A 22520-nucleotide genomic window follows, 5' to 3' on the forward strand; every position below is an offset into this window, starting at 1 on the left:
ACATCTTGCCACCGGAACGCACGTGGGCGGGCATGTTTGCCGATTGTCATCCGGCCAAGGCCGAAACGATCAGTCCTGCTCGCCGAGCAGGTCCCTGGTCCGCGCGACGTCCTCGTCGATCTGCTTCACCAGACCCTCCGACGTCGGGAAACGGACCTGATCCCGCAGCTTGGCGACGAAATCGAGCGCGACGTGCTGCCCGTAGAAATCCTCGTCGATGTCGAGGACGAAGGCCTCGACGGTGCGCTCCCGGCCCGAGAAGGTCGGGTTGGTCCCGACCGACACGGCGGCGCGCAGCCGTCGGCTGGAATCCGACGAACGGGTGAACCAGGCGCTGTAGACCCCGTCGGCGGGCACCGCCGCGAAACGCGGCGTCGACAGGTTCGCCGTCGGGTAACCGAGATCGTGCCCGCGGCCGTCGCCCCGGACGACGATGCCCTCCAGCCGGTGTGGCCTGCCGAGCGCTTCGGACGCCGCGATGACGTCCCCGGCGTCGATGCACGAGCGGACGTAAGTCGAGGAGAAGGTGATCTCGTTCTCGGTCTGCTGTTGCGCGAGCAGCCCCTGCAATTCCGCGCCGTAGGCCACGAAGCCGAACCGCTTCCCCAGGGTGCGGAGGAGATTGACGTCACCGGCGGCCTTGGCGCCGAAGGTGAAGTTCTCGCCGACGATCACCGCGGCCGCGTGCAGTTTGTCCACGAGGACCTCGTGCACGAACTCGTGCGCTGTCAGCCTCGACAGTTCCAGCGTGAACGGCAGCACGCAGAAGACGTCGACGCCCATGCCCTCGACCAGTTCCGCCTTGCGGCGCAACGTGGTCAGCTGCGCGGGATGGCTGCCCGGCCGGATCACCTCCGACGGATGCGGGTCGAAGGTGAGCACCACACTCGGCACGCCGCGTTCGGCGGCGGCGCGGACCGTCCTCGAGATCAGCTCCTGATGACCGCGGTGCACGCCGTCGAAGACGCCGATCGTCACCACGCACCGTCCCCAGCTCCCGGGAAGGTCACCCAAACCACGCCAACGCTGCACTTGTGCCCCGTCTCCTCCAGGCCTGCTCCGTGCACCACCCTAAGCGGGCAGCAACACGACCACCGAGCGGGCCAGTTCGCCTTCGTCCGCGGCGAGTGCGAGCACCCGGCCGTCCGGTCCGAACATCCCGTAGGTGCCCTCGATCCCGGCCGCGGGCACCCTCTGTCCATATCGGACCGCCTGTGCCATGCGGACGTCCAGATCGCGGCGCGGGAACGCGGCGGCGACGGCGGCGTCGAGGTCCAGCGACAGTTCCGGCTTGTCTTCGAGCTGATCGAGAGTGCGGGCCTTGGCGAGCGTGAACGGCCCGACCGTGGTGCGCCGCAACGCGAGCAGATGCCCGCCGACGCCGAGCCCGGCGCCGAGGTCGCGGGCCAGCGCCCGCACGTAGGTCCCGGACGAACACTCGACGACGGCGTCGAGTTCGATCCGGCCCGCCTCGCGGCGGGTGGCGAGCAGATCGAAGCGGTGCACGGTGACCGGCCGCGGCGGGATCACGACCTCTTCGCCGGCGCGGACCCTGGCGTACGCGCGTTTGCCGTCGATCTTCACCGCGCTGACCGCGCTCGGTACCTGCTGGATGTCGCCGGTCAGCAAGGCGATCCCGGCGGCGATCGCGTCGTCGGTGATCTTCTCGACCGCCTCCGGGGCGGCTTCGGCGATCGGCTCGCCCTCGGCGTCGTCGGTCGTGGTGGACAGTCCCAAGGAGAGGGTCGCGAGGTAGGTCTTGCGGTCCAGCGCGAGATGGCCGAGGAGTTTCGTCGCGCGTTCGATGCCGAGCACCAGCACGCCGGTGGCCATCGGGTCGAGGGTGCCGGCGTGCCCGACCTTGCGCGTGCCCATGAAGCGCCGTGCCCTGGCGACGACGTCGTGGGAGGTCATTCCGGACGGTTTGTCGACGATCACGAGACCGGGCGGCGGGGCGGGACGTTTCTTGGCGGGAACCTGATTGGGGCGCGACACGGGCCGAACCCTATCTTTCGGGATCAGGCGGGGCTGAAGGGGACTTTCCCCGCGTCTCACGCGGCGAAGGGCGCTTTCGCCCCATGGCATGCGGGGAAAGCGTCCTTCAGCCGCCTTCGCCTAGGACGAGACGGGCATCGGCGCTTCGGCGTCCCAGCGGCGGCGCCGGATCTGCACCGGGATCTCCTCGCCGCGGGCCTCGGCCTCGAACAGCACGGCGCGGGTGCGCCGCCACCACACGAGCATCCGGAAGGTGCCGAACGCGAGCACCACCATGACGGACAGCAGCGCCAGGCGGAACGTGCCGCCCGTCCACTCCAGCAGCACGCCGACCGCGAGCGCCGAAATCGTCGTGGCGACGAACCCGCCGACGTTCACGACTCCGGTCGCGGTGCCGACGCGCGAGAGCGGGTTGTAGTCCCGCGCCAGCGCGAAGCCGATCATCGACGCGGGGCCGCCGAGGGAGAGGAACGCGAACGCGGGGACCAGGACCGCGACCGGGACCGTCCCGTTCCAGCCGAGCAGGACCGCCCACATCACCGCGGCGCCGCCGATGTACCCGCCGACGAGCGGCATCCGCAGCGACGGCCGCCGTCCGATCAGGCCGCCGACGATCGGGCCGCCGATCATCGAGCCGAACACGAAGACGATCAGCAGCGAACTCGCGGTGGACTTCGGATATCCCTGTCCCTGCACCAGGAACGGGACTCCCCACAGCATGGTCAGCACGTTGGGGGCGAACATCGTGCTGAAGTGCACCCAGAATCCGAGCCGGGTCCCCGGGGTGCGCCACGCGTCGGCGACCTGTCGGCCCAGCACCTTCGGATGCACCTTTTCGCGGACGGGCTCCGGCACACCGTGCGGGATGTCCTCGACGCGGAGAGCGACGACGGCGGTGTACAGCGCGGTCACCAGGCCGACGGCGAGGAACGTCGGGGTCCAGCCGGGGCCGTCGAGCAGCAGACCGAGCGGAAGGGTCGCGGCGAGGTTGCCGACGTAACCGATCGCCCCGGTCAACGCGGCGAGCAGCGCGTACTGGCGGCCGGGGAAATGCGCGGCGATCAGCCGCAGGATGCTCACGAAGGTCAGCGCGTCACCGAAGCCGACGACGCCGCGGGCGAGCAGGCCGAGCGGGTAGGAATCGGCGACCGCGAGCAGGAGCTGGCCGAGACCGAGGAAGAACACGGCGCCGGTGAGCACGCGGCGCGGGCCGTAGCGGTCGACGAGGACGCCGGTGGGGATCTGCATCGCGGCGTAGACGCCGACCTGCAGCACGGTGAACGTGCCGAGCGCGGCCGCGCCGACGCCGAAGCGGTCGGCGGCCTGGAGCCCGGCGACGCCGAACGACGTGCGGTGGAAGACGGCGAGAAGATAGACGGTGACGGCGGCGAACCAGATGAACCAGGACCGGCGGGTGGCTCGGCCTGTCACAGTGATTCCTCCTCGAGGACGGCTCCGGGCAACAAGAGACGCCCGCGCTGCCGCCTCATATAGTTGTAGCTCCTAAGCAACGACGAAACATAGCCGTTACCCGGGTGGTTTTCGCCACAGGTCCGCCCGCCACCCCTGCAATTCGTCACCTACTTGAGGGGTAGGGCAAACGTGTCGTGTCTGGGGTGAGACGGTGGGCTGGGTGACGCGACACCGCACTCGCGTGCTCAGACCCGGATCTCGCGTGTTCAGAGACGTAACTCGCGTGTTCAGACTCCGCACTCGCGAGTGCGGCATCCAGGCACGTGAGTTACGTCCCCAAGCACGTGAGTTACGTCCCCAAGCACGTGAGTTACGCCTTACCGACCGACCGCCGAGGTCACAGCCGTCCCACCGTCACCAGGGACCACATCTGACGGTAGTGAGGGCCTCCTTCCCTACCGTCAAAGTAGGCAAAGAGGCCCTCACTACCAGGAGAACACCCACGCAGAAGCGACACCGGCCCCGCACCACGAAACGTTTGCCTTACCCCTCAATACTTGCATCGGTCCGGGCCGCAAGTAGGTGACGAATTGCGGGGGTCAGGACGCGCGGACGGCGCCTTCCACGGCCCATCGCCCCGAGCGCCACCGCACCAGCAGGGTCGCCAGCCGCAGCAGCATGAACAGCGAGAGCCCGGTCCAGATCCCGGCCAGCCCCCAGCCGAACGCGAGCGACAACCAGACCAGCGGCAGGAACCCCAGCGCCGCGCTCAGCAACGTCGCGTTGCGCAGGAAGGCGGCGTCGCCGGCACCGAGCAGGACGCCGTCCAGCGCGAACACCACCCCGGCGATCGGTTGCAGCGCGACGAAGAACCACCACGCGTGCGGGATCTGCCCGAGCACGGCCGCGTCCGAGGTGAACACCTGCGGCAGCACCCCGGCCACCGACGCGAACACGACACCGAGGAAACAGCCGAATATCAGGCCGTACAGGGTGATCTGGTTCGACACACCGCGCGCCCGTCTGCTCGCACCGGCGCCGAGGGCGGCGCCCACGAGCGACTGCGCGGCGATCGCGAGCGAGTCCAGGACGAGGGCGAGGAACGTCCACAGCTGGAGTACGACCTGGTGCGCGCCGACCGCCTCGGTGGACGTCCGCGCGGCGACCGCGGCGGCCGAGACGAAGCACGCCTGGAAGGCGAGGCTGCGCAGCACCAGGTCGCGGCCGAGGCCGAGCTGGGCGCGCATCACCTTCGGCTCGGGGCGCAGCCCGACCCGCTCTCGCACCAGTGCCACGATGAACAGCGACGCCGAGATCACCTGCGCGACGACGTTCGCGATCGCCGAACCTTCCAGTCCCCAGTCCGCGCCGTACACCAGCAGCGGGCACAGCACGGCGGAGATCCCGTTGCCCGCCAGGACATAGCGCAACGGTTTCGCGGAGTCCTGCACGCCGCGCATCCAGCCGTTGCCCGCCATCGTGATGAGGATGAACGGCGTCCCGAACAGCGCGATCCGCAGCCAGGAGACGGCGGCGTCGGTGATCGCGGCGTCCCCGGAGAGGACCCGGGCGATGGGCGCGGCCAGCAGCTGCCCGGCGACGATCACGACCAGCCCGACGATCACCGCGAGCCAGGTCGCCTGGACACCTTCGCGGACCGCGTCGCCACGACGTCCGGCGCCGTGCAGCCGTGCCGTCCGCGACGTGGTGCCGTACGACAGGAACGTCAGCTGGCTCGAAACCTGCGACAGCACGACACCGCCGACCGCGAGCCCGGCCAGCGGCAGCGCGCCGAGATGCCCGACGACGGCCGTGTCCACCAGGACGTACAGCGGTTCGGCCGCGAGGACGCCGAGCGCGGGCACGGCGAGGCCGAGTACGCGTTTCGGCGGGACACGCTCGTCGAGTTCGGAAGCTTCAGGCACCACCGCAGACTAAAGGTCGGCCGCGGTCACGAGAGACGGCGGCGCGGTCGCGATGATGGTGTCGAGGGTGGCGCGGGCGGCTTCGAGGGTGTCGATGGACGTGGAGATCCGTGCACGCTCACGAAGGAGGTCTTCGACGAGTTCCGGGCAATCGGCGATCAGCTGGACACCGTTGCTGCCCATACACGGCAGCACGTCGGCGATCGTGGCGGTGGACAGGCCGGCGGCGAGGAGATTCCGGATGTGCGCCACCACGATGACGTCCGATCCGGCGTACTCCCGGTACCCGCTCGTACGCCGGATCGGGGCGAGCAGGCCCTGGTCTTCGTAGTAACGCAGCAACCGCTGGCTGACCCCGGTCCGGCGTGCGAGCTCGCCGATCCGCATCAATTCTCCAGTTGACTCTGCCATAGATGTGAGACTTTAGCGTCGGCCGTATGACAAGTCGATCGATCACGGAACCGGGGCGCGCGAGTCTGCGGACCTGGCTCGGGCTCGCGGTACTCGCGCTGCCCACTCTCTTGCTCGCGATGGACATCACGGTGCTGTACCTGGCCGCGCCGCATCTGGCGGCGAGCCTGCGACCCACCGGCACCGAACTGTTGTGGATCATCGACGGCTACGGGTTCTTGATCGCCGGATTCCTGGTGGTGATGGGAAACCTCGGTGATCGCATCGGACGCCGCCGGTTGCTCCTCATCGGCGCCACGGCCTTCGCCGTCTTGTCCGTCGCCGCCGCTTACGCGCCGACGGCGGAAGCGCTGATCGCGGCACGGGCACTGCTGGGGATCGCGGGCGCGACGCTGATGCCCTCCACGCTGGCCTTGATCAGCTCCCTGTTCGGTGATCCGGCGCAGCGCGGCATGGCGATCGGGATCTGGGCGGCCTGCCTCTCGGGCGGCGTGGCGCTGGGCCCGCTCGTCGGTGGCGCGCTGCTGGAGTCTTGGTGGTGGGGTTCGGTCTTCCTGATCGCCGTGCCGGTGATGGGCTTGTTGCTGGTCACGGCGCCCTGGGTACTGCCTGAGCACCGCGACCCCGCGCCTGGCCGGATCGATCTGCCAAGCGTCGGTCTGTCGCTGGCGGCGACCCTGCCGGCGATCTACGGCATCAAAATGGCCGTGGCGGGTGGAGAGTTCCTGGCGGGCATCGTTTCGATCGGCGCGGGCATCGTCTTCGGCGTCCTGTTCGCACGGCGGCAACGGGGGCTCGAAAACCCCTTGATCGACCTGCGGTTGTTCGGCGAGCGGCGGTTCCGGGCGGCGATGATCGTCATGACGGCCGGGATCGCCGTCACCGCGGGCGTCTACCTGTTCGTGACGAACTATCTGCAGCAGGTCGTCAAGCTTTCCCCTTTGCAGGCGGGCTTATGGCTGCTTCCCTCGTCCGGCGCGATGATCGTCACCTCCGTGCTCGGGCCCGCACTCGCGCGGAGGTTCCCAGCCGGGCGGATCGTCGCCGTCTCACTGTTGGTCTCCGCGGCAGGCTTCGCGGTGCTCATCTCGTCGAGCGCGACGTCGGGGCTGCCGGTGGTGGTACTCGGCATCGTCATCGTCTATCTGGGCCAAGGGCCGATCATGGCGCTCAGCACCGATCTCATCGTCGGCTCGGCGCCACCGCGCAAGGCGGGCGCGGCGTCGGCCCTGTCCGAGACCGGCACCGAACTGGGGCTCGCGCTCGGCGTCGCAATCCTGGGAAGCCTCGGCGCCGCCCTGTATCGCCATCAAGTCGGCGCCCACCTCCCAGCGGGCACCGCGCAGGTCGCTCGGGAGAGCCACCCCGAGACGGCGGCGGTCGCGGCGGAGCTGCCACCGTCGATCGGCGCGGACCTCCTACGGGTCGCCGACGCGGCGACGACTTCGGGCCTTGTGTCGGTCGCCGCCATCGCCGCCGCGGTCTCGGCGGGACTGGCCGTCCTCGCGTGGCGAACGGGGTGATCACGTCCGTCTGCCGCGCAGCATCCGGTCTCCGGCGTCCACATAGGACTCGAAGAATTCGGCGACCTCCTCCAGTCTGGCCTCGGCGGGCTCGCCCTCGGCGGATCGGGCTCCACTCCGGAGCACGCGGACGAAGGCGCGGGTCCGTTCGTGGCTGGCGGCGAGGAGCTGCTCGAATCCGCTCACCGCCTCGATGAGCAGACGGCGACTCCCCGGCTGCGGGATGGTCCTGGCGAGTCCAGCTCGCGGACGGCCACGCTCACCGCTCCTTTGCTGAGACCGAGTGCCGCGCCGAGCTCGTCCAGTGACACGGATCCGGAGCCGAGCAGGAGCTGTCCGTAGACCCGGCCCGTCGTTCGGAGCAGGTTCCACGACCCGAGGAAGTCGCCCATGGCCGTGACGAACCCGGCGTGTCATGCCGAGGACTCCGCGTCCCAGCCGTCGATGATGGCCCTGATGGCCTTGGTCGTCGCCTCCGGCGCGTCCAGGGTGACCACGTGCCCGGCACCGGGGATGACGTGCTCGGTCACGCCTTCGGCCCGCGCCCAGCGGGGCATCGCGGACGCGATGTTGCCGGTGCGGTCGCCGTCGCCGCGAACCAGGCCGAGCGGAACCGGCGAGCGGTACCCCGGTTCCGGGTCGACGAGTGACACGGTGGCTCGCCAGACGTCGAGGAACACATGTTTGGGCATCCGGGCGAACACCGCCTCGCAGTCCGCGATCCCCTCCGGCGTCTCTGCTGAGGCGCGGGCCATGATGCCCGGCAGCCGCGACGCGGGGATCAGCGCCAGCGCCGGGGCGGCGAGCTTCAGCAGGAGCCGCTCCCCCGGGCCGAGCGGACCGGCGTTCCAGGTGGATCCCACGACGATGAGGCCGTGGGCGCGTTCGGGAAGGCGGCGGACGAGCGCCTGCGCGAGGTTCCCGCCGAGCGAGTGCCCGATGAGGATCGGCCGGTGGAGCTCGAGGTGATCGAGCAGGGCGATCAGGTCGCCGTAGCGCGACTCTCCACCGTCCCGGTGCAGCACCTGGCTCATATTCAGCATTTTCCGAATATAGCAAATCAAGTAACCAGATGTCGCAATCATCGGAATGGTGTTGGTATCCTGCTGTCGAGGCGAGGGAAGGAAGTGTGATGGTCCGGCTGACACGAGCGCAGCAGCAGGCGCGGACCCGTGCCGCGGTCCTGGCGGCGGCGCGGGCGGAGTTCGTCGAATTCGGGTACGGCGCGGCGAAAGTGGATCGCATCGCCGAGCGGGCGGAACTGACCAGAGGGGCGGTGTATTCGAACTTTCCCGGCAAACGCGCGTTGTATCTCGCCGTGCTGGTCGACCTGGTCGAGCAGGCGGACACCCCGCTCGCCGCCGAGGAGCCGGGGTCGGCGGGCGAAGCGCTGAGCACGTTCGCGCGGGTCTGGCTGGACAGGCTGCCCCTGGTCGACGACCCCGCCGCCGGCGGACGCCTGCATTTGCGTTCCCTGACCGGTGTCATCGAGGACGAAACGGGACGAGCAGTCCTCGCCCAGACCGCCCGGCTGGAAGCGCTGCTGCTGGCGCTGACGCTGGAGTCCTGCGCGTCCGAAGACCCGCCGTCGCGCCGTGTTCGCCTGGCCGAGCTGGCGTTGACGCTGCTCGGCGGGTCGAGTCTCATCGCGGAACAGGCTCCCGGCTTCGGCGACCCCTTCGACCGGGCACGCGCGTGCGAACACCTGGCGAGCCTCGACCTCACAGACGTCTGGGCACCGGCTCATCTGCCTTACGTGACACCCGCGGCTCGGGTGCAGGAGCCATGGGCGCCGCCCGCCGATGTCCGCGATCCGCTCACCGCGGACATGGTCGATCTGACCTCGGACGGCGTGGTGGTCGTGCTGGGAGGCGCGAGGCTGGAGGCGGCAGAAGAGGCCGTGCGGTCGGCGCGGCCCGGTGAGCAGGTCACCATCGTCGTCGTCACCGACGATGCCGCGAACACCGGCCAGCTCATTCGCCTGCGCGTCGGCGACCTGGTGGCCTGCCTGCGACAGGTCTCTCCTTCCCCGCTGCCGGAGCACCTGCATCTCGTGTTCGACGACGATGGTCGCGTCGCGGCCGCGGTCGGTCTGCCGGAAGCCGGCGACAGTACCGAAGCCGCGGTGCGCGTCCGCGGGAAGGCCGTCGTCGCCCGCGCCGAGGGCCGGGGCGCCGCGTACGCCGTCGCGAAACCGGAAACCGCTCGTACCGAAGGAGCCACGACGTGACCCGCGCCGGATCGGATACCGGACTGCTCGTGCTGCATGCCCTGCGCTGCGGCGGTTACGCCGGATTGCCGCGCTTGTCGGCGACCACCGGATTGAGCGAGTCCGAACTCGAGTCGGAGCTGATCGACCTCGCGGTCGCGGGACAGGTCACGCGGCTGAGCGGCCTTGATGCCTGGGGTTGCACCGATGCCGGACGCGAAGCCGATGCCGAGCGCATCACCGCACAGCTGGAGGCCGCCGGTGCTCGCGCGGCGGTCAAGGCGGCGTTCGACCGGTTCCTGGTGCTCAACCCGGAACTGCTCGACCTCTGCACCGCATGGCAGCTCCGCCCCGTGGAGGGGGAGCAGATCGTGAACGACCACGACGACCCGGCTTACGACGCCCGCGTCCTCGATCGCTTCGCCGACCTGCACGAGCGCACGATGCCGGTGTGCCACGCCTTGGAAACGGCGCTGCCGCGCTTCGGCCGATACCGCGTGCGGCTGGCGAGCGCCCTCGACCGGGCCCGATCAGGCGACCTGGCCTACGTCGCGGATTCGACCGCGTCGTACCACGTGGTCTGGGCCGAACTGCACGAAGATCTCCTTGCGACACTGGGCATTCCGCGGTGAAGTGGCTGCGAGAGCTCACTCCGGACACCCGGGAGGATCCCCGGCTCATCGGCGCGAAGGCGCACGGACTCCTCGATCTGCACCGGCTCGGCCTGCCGGTGCCGGCCGGATTCGTCGTCACCACCGAAGCGTGTCGCGCTTTCCTGCGCGACGGCCACTTCCCCGACGGGCTCCGTGACGAGCTGACCGCGGCGACGCGAACGTTGGAAGAGACCACCGGCTCGTCGCCGCTGACCGTGTCGGTGCGTTCCGGGGCCAGTGTGTCGATGCCCGGCATGATGGACACCATCCTGAATCTCCGGCCCACCGCCGAGCAGCTGGAGCCGGCCGTCGAGGCGGTCTTCGCCTCCTGGCAGACACCGCGGGCACGCACCTACCGGGAACTGCACGGCATCGACCACGATCTGGGCACCGCCGTGATCGTCCAGGAAATGGTCTACGGCAACCGAGATGACCGAAGCGGCACCGGAGTCGCCTTCAGCAGGAACCCCAACACCGGCGAGCCCACCCCGTTCGGCGACGTGTTATTCGGCCATCAGGGGGAGGACGTCGTCGCGGGTACCTCGCCTGTCCTGCCGCTCACCGGCCTCGCCACCCGCGAACCGCACGTCTGGAAGGCACTGACCGAAGCCCTGGACCGGCTGGAAGGCCACTACCGCGACGCGGTCTATGTCGAGTTCACCTTCGAAACCGGGGTCCTGTGGCTCCTCCAAGTACGGCCCGGACGCTTCACCGGTGCCGCGGCGGTCAGGGTCGCCGTCGACCTCGCCGACGAAGGACGCATCAGCCGAACCGCGGCGGTGCACCGGGTGTCACGCCGACAGATCGAACGTGCGCGCACGCCTCGCATCGTCCCGCAGCCGGATACGACCCTGCTCGGTCGCGGAACAGGGGCCTGCCCAGGCGTCGCCACCGGCAGGATCGCCACGACCACCGAGGGCGCGAGACGGATGGCGGCCGACGGCCCGGTCATCCTCGTCCGCCCCGAAACCTCCCCGAACGACATGAACGGACTCGCCGTGGCGGCGGGCATCCTCACCGCACGGGGCGGCCCGGCCAGTCACGCCGCCGTCGTCGCCCGCTCCCTCGGCAAACCCGCCGTGGTCGGCATGGGCACGCTCGCCGTCGACGAGACGAACGCGTCGATCACCGTGGGCGGGCGCACGCTCGACGAAGGAACGCTCGTGACCATCGACGGAACCGGCGGGGAGGTCGCCCTCGGCCGCGTACCGACTGTCACGAGGGAGACCGGGGACCATCTGGAGCGCTTCCTCGCCTGGACCGAGGAAGACGCTCGCCTGCCGCGGTCGTGAGTGGCGATTCGGATTGGAAAACGAATCGCCACTCACGACGCTCAGGGGCGCTGACCCGGCCCGAAACCCGTCCATCGCAGCTCTTCCGGGAGATGCCCCATGTCGTTGTACATCAGCAACGACGGGGCGGCGCCGTCGTAGTGGTCGATCACCGTCAACGCGGTGTTCCCACAGCTCAATCCCAGCCAGCGCTCCGGTGGCGCGTCGAGCGCGTCACACACCAACCAAGCGACCGGGTAAGCGTGCGTCACCAGCACCTCATGCGTTTCCACGTCGGCAGGGCAAGCGAAACGCTCCGTCAACGCCGCGGCGATCCGCGCGCCCTCGGCCGCTTCCTCGGGGTCGTAGCCGTCGAACAGCCCACGCCAGGCCGGAGGCGGATCGGCCGGCACGTGCGGCACGTTGTCCACCAGCTCCGCCGCCTCGCGCACCGACGCACCCGTGAGGTGCTCGCCGATGATCTCCGCGGTCTTCACCGCACGTGACAGCGGTGAATGCCATACGGCGTCCACCGGCAGGCGCGCGAGCCGCTTCGCCAGCAGCTCGCACTGCCGCCGCCCCACTTCCGTCAACTCGCCGAACGGATCCGCGGCCCCGTGCCGGACCACGTACAGGTGTCTCGTCGCCATGCCGCCCCGCTCTTAGATGTTGTTACCATCCCAATGGTACCAACATCCAAGATCAGCGGAGGAACGGTTCGTACTTCCGTTGGAGACGGAGTGACTGGATCTGCCGCGTGGTGTCGAGCGCGACGCCGACGAGGAAGACGAGGACCACCTGCAAGGCCACGCCGACGACGGGAACCCGCGGACTCACGTCCAGCAAGCCCAGCCCGGCGACCGGGATCAGCGCGACCACTCCCGAGCAGAGAGCTCCGAAGGCGATGATCCGGCGGTTCACGTAGTCGAGGTATTCGGCGGTCCAGTTCCCCGGCCGGATGCCGGGGACGAAGCCGCCGACCCGCACCAGCTCGCTCGCCACCTTGTCCATGTCCTGTGCCACGGCCGCCCTCGTGAAGGCGAAGAGGCAGACGAGCAGGAAGTAGACCGCGATCCGCCTGGGATCTCCCTCGTCACGCAGCCACTCCAGCCAGGTCGCGCCGGGCAGGAGCACCGGCACGGACAGCAGCACCGCGGCCAGCACGGCCGGGCTGTTCGACTGGGGGAACCGAAGCGGGATGTAGGTCGAGGTCCCGCCGAAGGCCCGCCTGGCGATCATCCGCTTGGCGTACTGCACCGGGACGCGACGCTGTCCCTGTGCGACGACGATCGTGATCGCCGTGATCGACAGCGTCACCACGGCCATGACCGCGATGGCCGCCCAGCCCGTCTTTTCGTACAGGCGCAGGAATTCCGGCGGCAGCACGGCCAGCACCTGCGCGAGCAGCAGGATCCGCACGCCGTCACCGAATCCCCGCTCGGTGATCACCTCGGTCAGCCGCAGGACAAGCGCGGTGCCCACCGTCAGGCACGCCACGGCGACGACCGTGTCGAGGGCGTCCTGACCGCGAAACCCGAGCACGCCGATCGCGCCCAGCAGGCCGAGTCCGACGGTGAGCCGGCGCCGGTACCGCTTCAGCACACGGGCGCCGGCTTCCCCTTCGGCCCGCAGCGCGGCCAGCCGCGGGATCAGGACGATCAGCGCGCGCAGGACGGGCGCCGCGGCCAGGCAGGGAAGGACACCGAAAGCGAACACCGGCAGCGTGAACAGGCCGCCGCCGGTGAGGAGGTCGAGGAGCCAGCGCAGCGGGTGATCGGCTTCCGGTGCGCGGACGGTCACGGAGGGGGCGGGCACGCTCTGGCCCAGCCGGAACACCACGATCACACCCAGCGTGACCAGGATCCGGCGGCGGAGGGAGGCTCTGTCGTTCATCGTGAGGACCACGCTAGGGACGACCGATGAAATTACGATGACACCGCCCGCGCTCAGGTCACAGCAAAGGCGCCCTCGACAAGGCCGACCTCAGCTTGTCGAGCACCTCGCCCGCCGTGCCCTCCACGGTGCATCCGGCCGCCTGGCGATGCCCGCCGCCACCCAGTTCCCCTGCCGCGGCCGAAACATCGACGCCGCCCACCGAACGGAGCGAGACCTGCCACCGCTGCTTCGGCCCGGTCGGTTCGGCTTCCTTGAGCACCACGGCGACCCCGGCCTCCCGGGTGGACCGGACGACGTCGATGACCGCTTCGACCTCCTCCGCGCGCACACTCCGCGCGACGTCGAGCGTCACGACCGCGTGCGCGAGCCCGAAACCGCGCGCCTCGTCCGGCTCGAGCCGGGCCCCGGCGAGCACGTCCGAAAGCATCGGCAGCCACGCGAACGGATGGTCGTCGACGATCTCGCGGACCACCTTGTCCGGGTCCACGCCCGCTTCGAGCAGCTTCGCGGCCATCAGATGGGTGGACGGCCGGGCCCGGCGGAACCCGCTCGTGTCGGTGACGAGCCCCGCGTAGAGGCAGCGCGCGATCGGCTCGTCGATCTCGGTGCCCAGCTCCTGCAGCAACGCGAAAACGAGGACGGCGGTGGCTTCGGCGGTGTCGTCGACGACGTGGTGCGTGCCGTAGAAGACGTTGGACGCGTGATGATCGATCACCAGGACGTCGCCGCCTGCCGCGCGGACGGCGTCCACCCGCGGCGCGAGCTTCCCGAGCCTGCCCGGGGTGGGCGTGTCCAGCGCGACCAACAGCTGCTCACTCTCCGGCAGCTCGCTCGCGGGGACGTAGAGCCCGCCGACGTCCAGGCCCCGCAGGGTTTCGGGCATTTCCTCGGGTTCGCCGACCGAGACGCGGACCTTGACGCCGCCGCGCGACTGGAGGGCCCGGCCCAGCGCCAGCGCGCTGCCGAGCGCGTCGGCGTCCGGACGGACATGGCCGAGCAGGGTCACGTCGTTCGCGCGCGCCAGCAGGGCGGCGGCTTCCTTGAGGTTCGGCACTGGAGTCGCTGTCACAATCAGTCAAGCTACGCTCTACCGGATGTCCGAGTACGCGATCCTGGTCTACCCGTCCGCCAACCGGGTCTACACCGACTCCACCCCGGCCCTGCTGCGCGCGGAGCTGGCGGTGTTCGGTCTGTCCGCTTTGGAGACCGAGGTCTCCGAGATCGGCGAGACGGAACTCGGCGGCGTCGGCTACCTCACCTTCACCACGCCCGCCCCCTTGAGCGACCGCGATCTCGCGCTCCTTTCGAACCTTTCCGCGCTGTACGCGCTGTTCGAACTCGGCGACGGCGTCCTGAAGCCGGTGACGATCAGCCCGCTCGCGAACTTCGACTCGGATCTGCTGACCATTCAGAAGTACCCCGGCAAGACGAACGAGCTGTTCACGAAACTGCTCGTCAACGTCACCCTGCTGTCCACCGCGGACCCGGCCGCGATGCTGGAGAAACCGCTGCACCTGCTGGATCCGCTCTGCGGCCGCGGCACCACGCTGAACCAGGCGATGATGTACGGCTTCGACGCGACCGGTCTCGACGTCGACGGCAAGGATTTCGACTCCTACGAACTGTTCATCAAGACCTGGCTGAAGCAGAAGCGCGTCAAGCACAGCGCAGAAACCGGTCAGGTGCGCCGCAACAAGGTCCGGCTCGGCAGGCGGCTCGACATCGGCTTCGGGATCACCAAGGAGCAGTACAAGGCCGGCGAGGTCCGCAAGCTGAGCTACCTCAACTGCGACACGCTCACCACGGACGAACTGCTGCGGCCGAACTCGGTGGACCTCATCGTCACCGACGCCCCGTACGGCGTGCAGCACGGCAGCCACCGCACCCAGGACGCGTCGCTCGCGCGCAGCCCGCGGGACCTGCTCGCGGCCGCCGTCCCGGTGTGGACACGGGTGCTGCGGCCCGGCGGCGCGCTCGGCATCTCCTGGAACACCAACGTCGCGCCGCGCGAGGAACTCGCCGCGATCCTGGACAAGGCTGGACTGCGGGTGCGCGAGGACGGGCCGTTCGCGGAGTTCTCGCACCGCGTGGACCAGGCGATCGTGCGGGACCTGATCGTCGCGGCGAAACCGGCCTCGTGAGTGGTACGGACGGTTAGAGCCAAGGGGCTTCGGTACCTACGTGATTCCGGCTGCGGTTGATCGCGGCCCCAGGTCCGTGAAGGCCTCCCGTCAAGTGCTCACGTGAGCTTCACGACATCCCGGGCCGAGGCGGCCCTGCTGCCGCGGGCGGACAGGAACGCCACCGTGAGCCTCAGCGCTACAACGACAGCGCAAGAAGCGCCGCAGGTCACGCAGTAGGTACCTAAGAGGAGGCTCGCCAGAACCGTCCGTACCACTCACGAGGGTCAGGCGATGCGTTCCCCCACGAACTTCAGCACGTCGGGCATGACGCCGCGCCAGTAGTCGTCGTTGTGCTCACCGTCGGACATCTTCGCGACGGCGGGGTCGAGTGCCTTGATGAGTTTGCGGTCGGCGCGGGCGAAGGGATCCGAATTCCCGCACCACACGCCGGTCGACGACGCCGAGAGATCGCCGGTGTGCAGCAGCGGCTCGTGCGATTCCCATTGCTCGCGATCCGCGAAGACCTTGCGGGACTTGGCATCGGGCCAGCTCACGAAGAGCGCGGCACTCGCCACGGCGACGGCTTTGAGGTTCTTGTGATCGCGGGCGTAGCGCAGTGCGCCGAAGCCGCCCATCGAGATCCCGAAGATCGCCGACGCCGGCCGCAGCTGGCGCTGGGCGAGCCAGCCGGGGAGTTCGTCGGACAGCATCCGCTGCGGGTCATCGGCCTTGCCGACATCCACCCAGTAGTTGTCGCCGTCGACGGCGGCCACCGCGAAACCGGGCAAGCCGGCGGCGACGGCTTTGTTCAGCGCGTCCTGCACACCGAGGTTCAGGAACGTGCGGGCGTCCGCGCCCCGCCCGTGGAGGGCGAAGCAGACGGGCATCCCGACCCGGGACACGCCGTCCGGCGCGATGATGACGAGGTTGACGTCGCGGTTGCGGGCCGCGGACCGCATCTTCTGCACCGTGACCGCTTCGGTGAGCGGCGTCGGGGTGGACGGTGGGGCCGCCGGCGGCGGCCCCACCAAGGGCGGGTTCTCGGCGCCGCAAGCGGAAACCAGCGCCGAGCCGCCGAGAGCCGCGGCTCCCAGCAGCAGGCCACGCCGGCTGACGGCGTGGCCTGCTCCCTCAGCTACGGGTCTCCCCATCGGCGAACTCATCGTCTTCGGCCTCTTCCCGCGGCGGCTTGTACGGGTCGGGTTCACCGGCGTGCTGCGCACCGGTCGCCCGCCGGGCGACCTCCGCATCGGCTTCCCTGGCCTTCGCGAGGAGGTCTTCGATGCGCTTGGCGTCCTCAGGAATGCTGTCGGCCACGAAGGCCAGCGTCGGCGTGTAGCGGACTCCCGTGCCCTGACCGACCTTCGTCCGCAGCACACCGCGGGCGGATTCGAGCGCCGCGGCGGCGCCGGTGTGATCGGGCGTGGATTCCAGATTCTCGCCGAGCACCGTGTAGTAGACCGTGGCGTCGTGCAGATCCGCCGTGATCTTCGTGTCGGTGATCGTCACGTGGTTGAGCCGCGGATCCTTGATGTCGTGCTCGATCGCGTGCGCGACGATCTGTGAGATCCGCTTGGCGAGCTTGCGAGCCCGAGCGGGGTCGGCCATGGGGATTCGTCTCCTCGAAAGATCTTTCGTCAGTCGTCCGGGCCGAGCAGCCGGCGATGGGCGGAGAGCAGTTCGAACTCCGGCCTTCCGGCCACGAAGCGCTCACACGAGTCGAGCACGTCACGGACGTGCACGCCAGTCGCCGCGACCACGGCCACACCGATCAGTGCCCGCCGATGCAGGTCTTGCTGACCCGCCTCGGCGACGGAGACGTCGAAACGCCTGCGCACTTCGGCCAGCACCGGCTTGATCACGGATCGCTTCTGCTTGAGCGAGTGGACGTCGCCCAGCAGGATGTCGAGCTCAAGAGCTCCTACGTACATAAGGGGTTCTGGGTTGTCGAGAAGTGAAGCGGCGCTCCCCCGCCCAGATGCGAGGGAGCGCCGCCCGTGTCACTTACGCACGCGGCTTTTCGCGCTGCTCGTACGTCTCGATGACGTCGCCGAGCTTCAAATCGCTGTAGTTACCCAAGGTGAGACCACACTCGAAGCCCTCGCGGACCTCGGTGACGTCGTCCTTTTCGCGCTTCAGCGAGTTGATCGGCAGGTTCTCGACGATGACGTTGCCGTCACGGAGGAGACGACCCTTGGCGTTACGCCGGATCTCGCCCGAGATGACCATACAACCGGCGATCGTGCCGACCTTCGACGACTTGAAGATCCCGCGGATCTCGGCCTTGCCAAGCTCGACCTCTTCGAAGATCGGCTTGAGCATGCCCTTGAGCGCGGCTTCGATCTCGTCGATCGCCTGGTAGATGACCGTGTAGTACCGGACGTCGACGCCCTCGCGGGTGGCCCGCTCGGTCGCCTTGCCCTGTGCCCGCACGTTGAAGCCCAGGACGATCGCGTTGGACGCGGTCGCCAGGTCGATGTCGGACTCCGTGACGCCACCGACACCGCGGTGGACCACGTTGAGCTCGACCTCTTCTTCGCCGACATCCAACTGCATCAGCGAGGCTTCGAGGGCCTCGACCGTACCGGAGTTGTCACCCTTGATGATCAGGTTAAGGGTGCTCGTCTCCTTCAAGGCCTCATCGAGGTCTTCGAGGCTGACCCGCTTACGACGCGACGCGTTGAGCGCGTTGCGGGTACGGGCCGAACGCCGTTCGGCGATCTGCCGGGCGACCCTGTCCTCGTCGACGACGAGGAACGTGTCACCGGCGCCGGGCACCGAGGTGAACCCGATGACCTGGACCGGACGCGACGGGGTCGCTTCGGTGACGTTGACGTTGTGCTCGTCGACCATCTTCCGCACGCGGCCGTACGCGTCACCGGCGACGACGGAGTCACCGACGCGCAGCGTTCCGCGCTGGACCAGCACCGTGGCGACCGGACCGCGACCGCGGTCCAGGTGCGCCTCGATCGCGACACCCTGGGCCTCCATGTTCGGGTTGGCCCGCAGGTCGAGCGCCGCGTCCGCGGTCAGCAGGATCGCCTCGAGGAGACCATCGATGTTGATGTTCTCCCGCGCCGAGATCTCGACGAACATCGTGTCGCCGCCGTACTCCTCGGCCACGAGGTTGTACTCGGTGAGCTGCTGCCGGATCTTGTCCGGGTTCGCGCCCTCCTTGTCGATCTTGTTGATCGCGACCACGATCGGGGCCTTGGCGGCCTGCGCGTGGTTGATCGCCTCGACCGTCTGCGGCATGACGCCGTCGTCGGCCGCGACCACGATGACCGCGATGTCCGTGGCGTTCGCACCACGAGCACGCATGGCGGTGAACGCCTCGTGACCCGGGGTGTCGATGAACGTCACGAGGCGCGGGTTGCCCTCGAGCTCGGTCTCGATCTGGTAGGCGCCGATGTGCTGGGTGATGCCACCGGCTTCGCCCTCGCGCACCTTCGTCTTGCGGATCGTGTCGAGCAGCCGGGTCTTACCGTGGTCGACGTGACCCATGATGGTCACGACCGGCGGACGGACCTGCAGATCCTCTTCCTCACCCGCGTCTTCGCCGTAGGTGATGTCGAAGGTCTCCAGCAGCTCGCGGTCTTCTTCCTCCGGGCTGACGACCTGGACGACGTAGTTCATCTCGCCGCCGAGCAGCTCGAGGATGTCGTCCGACACGGACTGCGTCGCCGTGACCATCTCACCGAGGTGGAAGAGCACCTGCACCAGCGAAGCCGGGTTGGCGTCGATCTTCTCGGCGAAGTCGGTCAGCGAAGCACCACGCGGCAGGCGGATCGTTTCGCCGCTGCCCTTGGGCAGGCGAACGCCACCGACGCTGGGCGCCTGCATGTTGTCCATGTACTCCATGCGCTTCTGGCGCTTGGACTTCCGGCCCTTGCGAGCGGGACCACCGGGACGTCCGAAGGCACCCGCGGTACCACCGCGGCCACCGGGGCCGCCACGACCGCCGCCGCCACGGAAACCGCCGCCACCGGCCGGGGCACCGCCGCCGCCACCGGGGCCACCGCCACCGGGACGGAAACCGCCGCCACCGCCGCCGCCGGGACGGAAACCGCCACCGCCGCCGCCACCACCGGGACCGCCGCGGAAGCCTCCGCCGCCGCCACCGGGACCGCCACGAGCGCCGCCGCCGGGGCCACCACGGGCTCCGCCGCCAGGACCACCACGGGCTCCACCGGGACCGCCGGCCGGACGGGCCGGGCGGCCAGGCATCATGCCGGGGTTCGGACGCGGGGGCATGTTGCCCGGGCTCGGCCGGTTACCACCGGGAGCGCCGCCACCGGGACGCGGCGGACGGTTGTCGCCACCCTGCTGGCCACCACCGGGACGCGGAGGACGGGTGTCGCCGCCCTGCTGGCCGCCACCGGGACGGGGGCCGGACGGACGCGGGGCCGGGGAACCGGAACCCACACCGAACGGGTTGTTGCCGACCCGCGGGGTGCGCGGGCCGGGCTTCGGGCCGCCGGGCTTGGGGCCCTGCGGCTTCGGCGGCACGACAGAACCCTGCGACGGCGTCTGGGACGCCGGCGGGGTGGCCGGTGCTGCCGGGGTTTCCTTGGGCTCGGGCTGCTTCGGCTCGGCCGGAGCGGCCTTCGCCGCCGGAGCGACCTCTTCCTTGGGCGCCGGCGGCCTGGGGCCGGGGCGCGGACCCGGGCGGACACCCGGGGTGTTGGGACGGGACGGCTGCTGGGCCGGGGCCGACGCCGCCGGAGCGGACTCCGCGGGAGCGGCCGGGGCCTCGGTCTTCGCCGCGGGCGCGGGCTGGGCCTGCTTCGCGGCCGGAGCCGGGGCAGCGGGCTTCGCGGGAGGCGCGGGCGAAGGGCGCGGTCCGGGGGTCGGGACCGACTTCTTCTTGCCGTCCTTGGACGGGTACGCGTCACGGAGACGGCGGGCGACCGGCGCCTCGACGGTGGACGACGCGGACTTCACGAACTCGCCCTGTTCCTTCAACTTGGCGAGAACTTCCTTGCTGGTGATGCCGAGCTCTTTCGCGAGCTCATGTACTCGGGCCTTGCCTGGCACAGCTCTCCTCATCTGGGGAGGCCGGCGGCAGACCCGCAGACCTCGTCCTATTGTCGCGCGTTCATTGATTCAGCTTCACGGCTGACTCATGACGGGTCGACCTGCTTCCTGATTCCATCCGGCACCGGGGATGTCCCGGCGCCCTTAGCCTTCGGCGTGCCGCTCCAGGCGTTCGTGGACACCCTGGGCGTCGAGCGACCCTGGAACACGAAGTGCCCGGGGGAACGCCCTGCGCCGCTCGGCCTTGGCCAGACAGTCCGGCACGGGGTGCAACCAGGCACCCCGGCCCGGCAACCGCCGACGTTCGTCGACGATCAACCGACCGTCCGCCGCGACCACTCGCAGCAACTCGCCGATCAAGGCCCGCTTACGGCAACCCACACAGGTGCGAACCGGGGTTTCCCGGTCATGCTGGAGGTCGGTTCCCGGCCGCGGGCTCTGAACCACTGGTAAGTCTACCGCTTCGACCTTCACTCAGCCGAACCGGTTGCCGCGGCGGGCCGCGGCTGCCCGGCGTGTGCTTCGTCACCCTGGTCAGGGGCGGCGTCACTGCGGATGTCGATCCGCCAGCCGGTGAGGCGGGCGGCGAGGCGGGCGTTCTGCCCTTCCTTGCCGATCGCGAGCGAAAGCTGGTAGTCCGGGACGACGACGCGAGCGGTCTTGGCCCGCTCGTCGACGACCCGTACGGAGACAACCTTCGCGGGCGACAACGCATTCCCGACGAACCTCGCCGGGTCCTCGGAGAAGTCGATGATGTCGATCTTCTCGCCGGCGAGTTCGCTCATCACGTTGCGCACCCGCGCGCCGACCGGGCCGATGCAGGCACCCTTGGCGTTGACGCCGGGCACCGTCGAGCGGACCGCGATCTTGGTGCGGTGCCCGGGTTCCCGCGCGACAGCGGCGATCTCGACCGTGCCGTCGGCGATCTCGGGGACCTCGAGGGCGAACAGTTTGTGCACCAGCTTCGGGTGCGAACGCGACAACGTGATCTGCGGGCCGCGGTTGCCACGCGAGACGGTGACGACGTAGGCCTTGATCCGGTCGCCGTGCTCGTAGGTCTCGCCGGGCACCTGCTCGATCGCGGGCAGCACGCCCTCGATGTCGCCGACCTGGATGATGACCATGCCGCGGGCGTTGGCGCGGGCGTCGCGCTGCACCACGCCGGCGACGATCTCGTTCTCCTTGGCGGAGAACTCGCCGAAGGTCTTCTCGTGCTCGGCGTCGCGCAGACGCTGCAGGATGACCTGGCGCGCGGTGGTCGCGGCGATCCGCCCGAAGCCTTCGGGGGTGTCGTCCCATTCCTCGTCGGTCTGGCCGTCCGGGGTGAGGGTGTGCGCGAGGACGCGGACCAGGCCGCTCTTGCGATCGATGTCGATCCTGGCGTGCGGCTGGTGGCCCTCGGTGTGCTTGTACGCGGTGAGCAACGCGGTTTCGATCGCTTCGATCACCGTCTCGAAGGGGATGTCCTTGTCCCGTTCGATCGCGCGCAGCGCTGCGATGTCGACGTTCACTTCGGCTCCTCCTTCGGCTCCGTGGGGGCGGCGTTCAGGGCCGACGCATCGTTTTCCAACAGTTTCAGGTCCTCGGCAGGTGGTTGCTTGAATTCGATCTCGATGACCGCTTTGGCCACCGAGGCGTAGGGGACGTCCCGGATCTCGCCGTCGACGAGCACGCGCGCGGACTTCTCCCCCGCGTACCCGACACGGCCGACGAAGGCGGCACCTTCGGCCGGGGTGATCTTGACGAGGCGGAACTTCGCGCGCCGCCAGTGCCGCCGCACGGTCAGCGGCCGGTCGAGGCCGGGCGAGGTGACTTCGAGCGTGTACGCGCTCGCGATCACGTGCTCGTTCTCGTCGAGCGTGGCGGAAACAGCCCGGCTGACGCTCGCCACCTCGTCCAGCCCGACGCCGTCGTCCCCGTCGACGACGACCTTGACCAGCTGACGGCGGCCTGCCTGCTGGACCTCGAAGGAGTCGAGGTCGAAACCCGCGGCCTTGACGGCTTCGGCCACGATGGGCTCCAGCCTGCTGGCGAGGTCGTTGGGCACGGTGGAGCGCTCCTGTT

At 69.5% G+C, this 22520-nt stretch carries 23 protein-coding genes; 5 read left to right on the top strand and 18 right to left on the bottom strand.

The window, feature by feature from the left end:
* Window positions 1–69: 69 nt before the first annotated feature.
* From ACLJO0_RS23930 to ACLJO0_RS23950, 5 genes are all read right to left on the bottom strand, one after another.
* A complete protein-coding gene (locus ACLJO0_RS23930; RefSeq protein WP_125785265.1) occupies window positions 70–1032 on the bottom strand; it encodes a bifunctional riboflavin kinase/FAD synthetase in 963 nt (320 codons plus the stop codon).
* A gap of 39 nt (window positions 1033–1071) precedes the next feature.
* Window positions 1072–1995, bottom strand: coding sequence for a tRNA pseudouridine(55) synthase TruB (gene truB, locus ACLJO0_RS23935; RefSeq protein ID WP_410580599.1), 924 nt, complete (start codon window positions 1993–1995; stop codon window positions 1072–1074).
* A 120-nt stretch (window positions 1996–2115) separates the two neighbouring features.
* Window positions 2116–3426 (bottom strand): MFS transporter, encoded by a 1311-nt coding sequence (locus tag ACLJO0_RS23940; protein WP_410580600.1) that lies wholly within the window; start codon window positions 3424–3426, stop codon window positions 2116–2118.
* Between the two features lie 581 nt (window positions 3427–4007).
* Window positions 4008–5336 carry an MATE family efflux transporter gene (locus ACLJO0_RS23945; RefSeq protein WP_410580601.1) on the bottom strand — a complete coding sequence of 443 codons (1329 nt, stop codon included), beginning with the start codon at window positions 5334–5336 and terminating at the stop codon, window positions 4008–4010.
* 6 nt (window positions 5337–5342) lie between these two features.
* Window positions 5343–5720: a MerR family transcriptional regulator gene (locus ACLJO0_RS23950; RefSeq protein ID WP_410580602.1), complete on the bottom strand. Its 378-nt coding sequence runs from the start codon at window positions 5718–5720 to the stop codon at window positions 5343–5345.
* A 50-nt stretch (window positions 5721–5770) separates the two neighbouring features.
* Between ACLJO0_RS23950 and ACLJO0_RS23955 the strand changes: the two genes are divergently transcribed.
* Window positions 5771–7267, top strand: a complete 1497-nt coding sequence (locus ACLJO0_RS23955; protein WP_410580603.1) for an MFS transporter — start codon at window positions 5771–5773, stop codon at window positions 7265–7267.
* On the opposite strand, the gene ACLJO0_RS23960 is transcribed toward ACLJO0_RS23955, so the two are convergent.
* The 3 genes from ACLJO0_RS23960 to ACLJO0_RS23970 are packed head-to-tail and all read right to left on the bottom strand — an operon-like array spanning window position 7268 to window position 8310.
* The gene (locus ACLJO0_RS23960; RefSeq protein WP_410580604.1) at window positions 7268–7453 is read right to left on the bottom strand and encodes a hypothetical protein; all 186 of its coding nucleotides are present in this window, start codon (window positions 7451–7453) and stop codon (window positions 7268–7270) included.
* Window positions 7450–7659, bottom strand: coding sequence for a hypothetical protein (locus tag ACLJO0_RS23965; RefSeq protein WP_410580605.1), 210 nt, complete (start codon window positions 7657–7659; stop codon window positions 7450–7452). Before ACLJO0_RS23965 ends, ACLJO0_RS23960 begins: the two co-directional genes overlap by 4 nt.
* Window positions 7660–7680: 21 nt before the next feature.
* A complete protein-coding gene (locus ACLJO0_RS23970) occupies window positions 7681–8310 on the bottom strand; it encodes an alpha/beta fold hydrolase (protein ID WP_410580606.1) in 630 nt (209 codons plus the stop codon).
* 89 nt (window positions 8311–8399) lie between these two features.
* On the opposite strand from ACLJO0_RS23970, the gene ACLJO0_RS23975 reads away from it, so the two are divergent.
* The 3 genes from ACLJO0_RS23975 to ACLJO0_RS23985 are packed head-to-tail and all read left to right on the top strand — an operon-like array spanning window position 8400 to window position 11421.
* Entirely contained in the window at window positions 8400–9497 is a 1098-nt protein-coding gene (locus tag ACLJO0_RS23975; protein ID WP_410580607.1) for a TetR/AcrR family transcriptional regulator, read from the top strand.
* A complete protein-coding gene (locus tag ACLJO0_RS23980) occupies window positions 9494–10108 on the top strand; it encodes a transcriptional regulator (protein WP_410580608.1) in 615 nt (204 codons plus the stop codon). Before ACLJO0_RS23975 ends, ACLJO0_RS23980 begins: the two co-directional genes overlap by 4 nt.
* Complete coding sequence (locus tag ACLJO0_RS23985; RefSeq protein ID WP_410580609.1) at window positions 10105–11421, top strand: PEP/pyruvate-binding domain-containing protein; 1317 nt, start codon at window positions 10105–10107, stop codon at window positions 11419–11421. Before ACLJO0_RS23980 ends, ACLJO0_RS23985 begins: the two co-directional genes overlap by 4 nt.
* A gap of 41 nt (window positions 11422–11462) precedes the next feature.
* Here ACLJO0_RS23985 and ACLJO0_RS23990 read toward each other — a convergent pair whose 3' ends face one another.
* The 3 genes from ACLJO0_RS23990 to ACLJO0_RS24000 are packed head-to-tail and all read right to left on the bottom strand — an operon-like array spanning window position 11463 to window position 14350.
* Window positions 11463–12050, bottom strand: coding sequence for a histidine phosphatase family protein (locus ACLJO0_RS23990; RefSeq protein ID WP_410580610.1), 588 nt, complete (start codon window positions 12048–12050; stop codon window positions 11463–11465).
* A 52-nt stretch (window positions 12051–12102) separates the two neighbouring features.
* The gene (locus tag ACLJO0_RS23995; RefSeq protein ID WP_410580611.1) at window positions 12103–13293 is read right to left on the bottom strand and encodes a preprotein translocase subunit SecY; all 1191 of its coding nucleotides are present in this window, start codon (window positions 13291–13293) and stop codon (window positions 12103–12105) included.
* A gap of 58 nt (window positions 13294–13351) precedes the next feature.
* The gene (locus ACLJO0_RS24000) at window positions 13352–14350 is read right to left on the bottom strand and encodes a DHH family phosphoesterase (RefSeq protein ID WP_410580722.1); all 999 of its coding nucleotides are present in this window, start codon (window positions 14348–14350) and stop codon (window positions 13352–13354) included.
* 40 nt (window positions 14351–14390) lie between these two features.
* On the opposite strand from ACLJO0_RS24000, the gene ACLJO0_RS24005 reads away from it, so the two are divergent.
* Window positions 14391–15437, top strand: a complete 1047-nt coding sequence (locus tag ACLJO0_RS24005) for a TRM11 family SAM-dependent methyltransferase (RefSeq protein WP_410580612.1) — start codon at window positions 14391–14393, stop codon at window positions 15435–15437.
* 266 nt (window positions 15438–15703) lie between these two features.
* On the opposite strand, the gene ACLJO0_RS24010 is transcribed toward ACLJO0_RS24005, so the two are convergent.
* The 7 genes from ACLJO0_RS24010 to rimP all read right to left on the bottom strand — a co-directional run bounded on the left by ACLJO0_RS24010 (window position 15704) and on the right by rimP (window position 22503).
* Window positions 15704–16570: an alpha/beta hydrolase gene (locus tag ACLJO0_RS24010; RefSeq protein WP_410580613.1), complete on the bottom strand. Its 867-nt coding sequence runs from the start codon at window positions 16568–16570 to the stop codon at window positions 15704–15706.
* Window positions 16551–17027: a 30S ribosome-binding factor RbfA gene (gene rbfA, locus ACLJO0_RS24015; protein ID WP_410580614.1), complete on the bottom strand. Its 477-nt coding sequence runs from the start codon at window positions 17025–17027 to the stop codon at window positions 16551–16553. The genes ACLJO0_RS24010 and rbfA overlap by 20 nt, the downstream gene beginning before the upstream one ends.
* A gap of 29 nt (window positions 17028–17056) precedes the next feature.
* Complete coding sequence (locus ACLJO0_RS24020) at window positions 17057–17350, bottom strand: DUF503 domain-containing protein (RefSeq protein WP_125793348.1); 294 nt, start codon at window positions 17348–17350, stop codon at window positions 17057–17059.
* A gap of 73 nt (window positions 17351–17423) precedes the next feature.
* Entirely contained in the window at window positions 17424–20456 is a 3033-nt protein-coding gene (gene infB / locus ACLJO0_RS24025; RefSeq protein ID WP_410580615.1) for a translation initiation factor IF-2, read from the bottom strand.
* A gap of 144 nt (window positions 20457–20600) precedes the next feature.
* Complete coding sequence (locus tag ACLJO0_RS24030; protein WP_091597421.1) at window positions 20601–20903, bottom strand: YlxR family protein; 303 nt, start codon at window positions 20901–20903, stop codon at window positions 20601–20603.
* A 23-nt stretch (window positions 20904–20926) separates the two neighbouring features.
* Window positions 20927–21967 carry a transcription termination factor NusA gene (gene nusA / locus ACLJO0_RS24035; RefSeq protein ID WP_410580616.1) on the bottom strand — a complete coding sequence of 347 codons (1041 nt, stop codon included), beginning with the start codon at window positions 21965–21967 and terminating at the stop codon, window positions 20927–20929.
* On the bottom strand, window positions 21964–22503 hold the full coding sequence (gene rimP / locus ACLJO0_RS24040) for a ribosome maturation factor RimP (protein ID WP_410580617.1): 540 nt from the start codon (window positions 22501–22503) through the stop codon (window positions 21964–21966). The genes nusA and rimP overlap by 4 nt, the downstream gene beginning before the upstream one ends.
* Window positions 22504–22520: the final 17 nt, after the last annotated feature.

The organism is Amycolatopsis sp. lyj-108, assembly GCF_046549005.1.
Classification (GTDB): domain Bacteria; phylum Actinomycetota; class Actinomycetes; order Mycobacteriales; family Pseudonocardiaceae; genus Amycolatopsis.

What these genes read in the sequence shown, in the direction of transcription:
- ACLJO0_RS23950 (WP_410580602.1), bottom strand. Translation starts at nt 5,720, where the DNA reads ATGCGGATCGGCGAGCTCGCACGCCGGACCGGGGTCAGCCAGCGGTTG.
- ACLJO0_RS23955 (WP_410580603.1), top strand. Translation starts at nt 5,771, where the DNA reads ATGACAAGTCGATCGATCACGGAACCGGGGCGCGCGAGTCTGCGGACC.
- ACLJO0_RS23965 (WP_410580605.1), bottom strand. Translation starts at nt 7,659, where the DNA reads ATGGGCGACTTCCTCGGGTCGTGGAACCTGCTCCGAACGACGGGCCGG.
- ACLJO0_RS23970 (WP_410580606.1), bottom strand. Translation starts at nt 8,310, where the DNA reads ATGCTGAATATGAGCCAGGTGCTGCACCGGGACGGTGGAGAGTCGCGC.
- ACLJO0_RS23975 (WP_410580607.1), top strand. Translation starts at nt 8,400, where the DNA reads ATGGTCCGGCTGACACGAGCGCAGCAGCAGGCGCGGACCCGTGCCGCG.
- ACLJO0_RS23990 (WP_410580610.1), bottom strand. Translation starts at nt 12,050, where the DNA reads ATGGCGACGAGACACCTGTACGTGGTCCGGCACGGGGCCGCGGATCCG.
- ACLJO0_RS23995 (WP_410580611.1), bottom strand. Translation starts at nt 13,293, where the DNA reads ATGAACGACAGAGCCTCCCTCCGCCGCCGGATCCTGGTCACGCTGGGT.
- ACLJO0_RS24005 (WP_410580612.1), top strand. Translation starts at nt 14,391, where the DNA reads ATGTCCGAGTACGCGATCCTGGTCTACCCGTCCGCCAACCGGGTCTAC.
- ACLJO0_RS24010 (WP_410580613.1), bottom strand. Translation starts at nt 16,570, where the DNA reads ATGGGGAGACCCGTAGCTGAGGGAGCAGGCCACGCCGTCAGCCGGCGT.
- rbfA (WP_410580614.1), bottom strand. Translation starts at nt 17,027, where the DNA reads ATGGCCGACCCCGCTCGGGCTCGCAAGCTCGCCAAGCGGATCTCACAG.
- ACLJO0_RS24020 (WP_125793348.1), bottom strand. Translation starts at nt 17,350, where the DNA reads ATGTACGTAGGAGCTCTTGAGCTCGACATCCTGCTGGGCGACGTCCAC.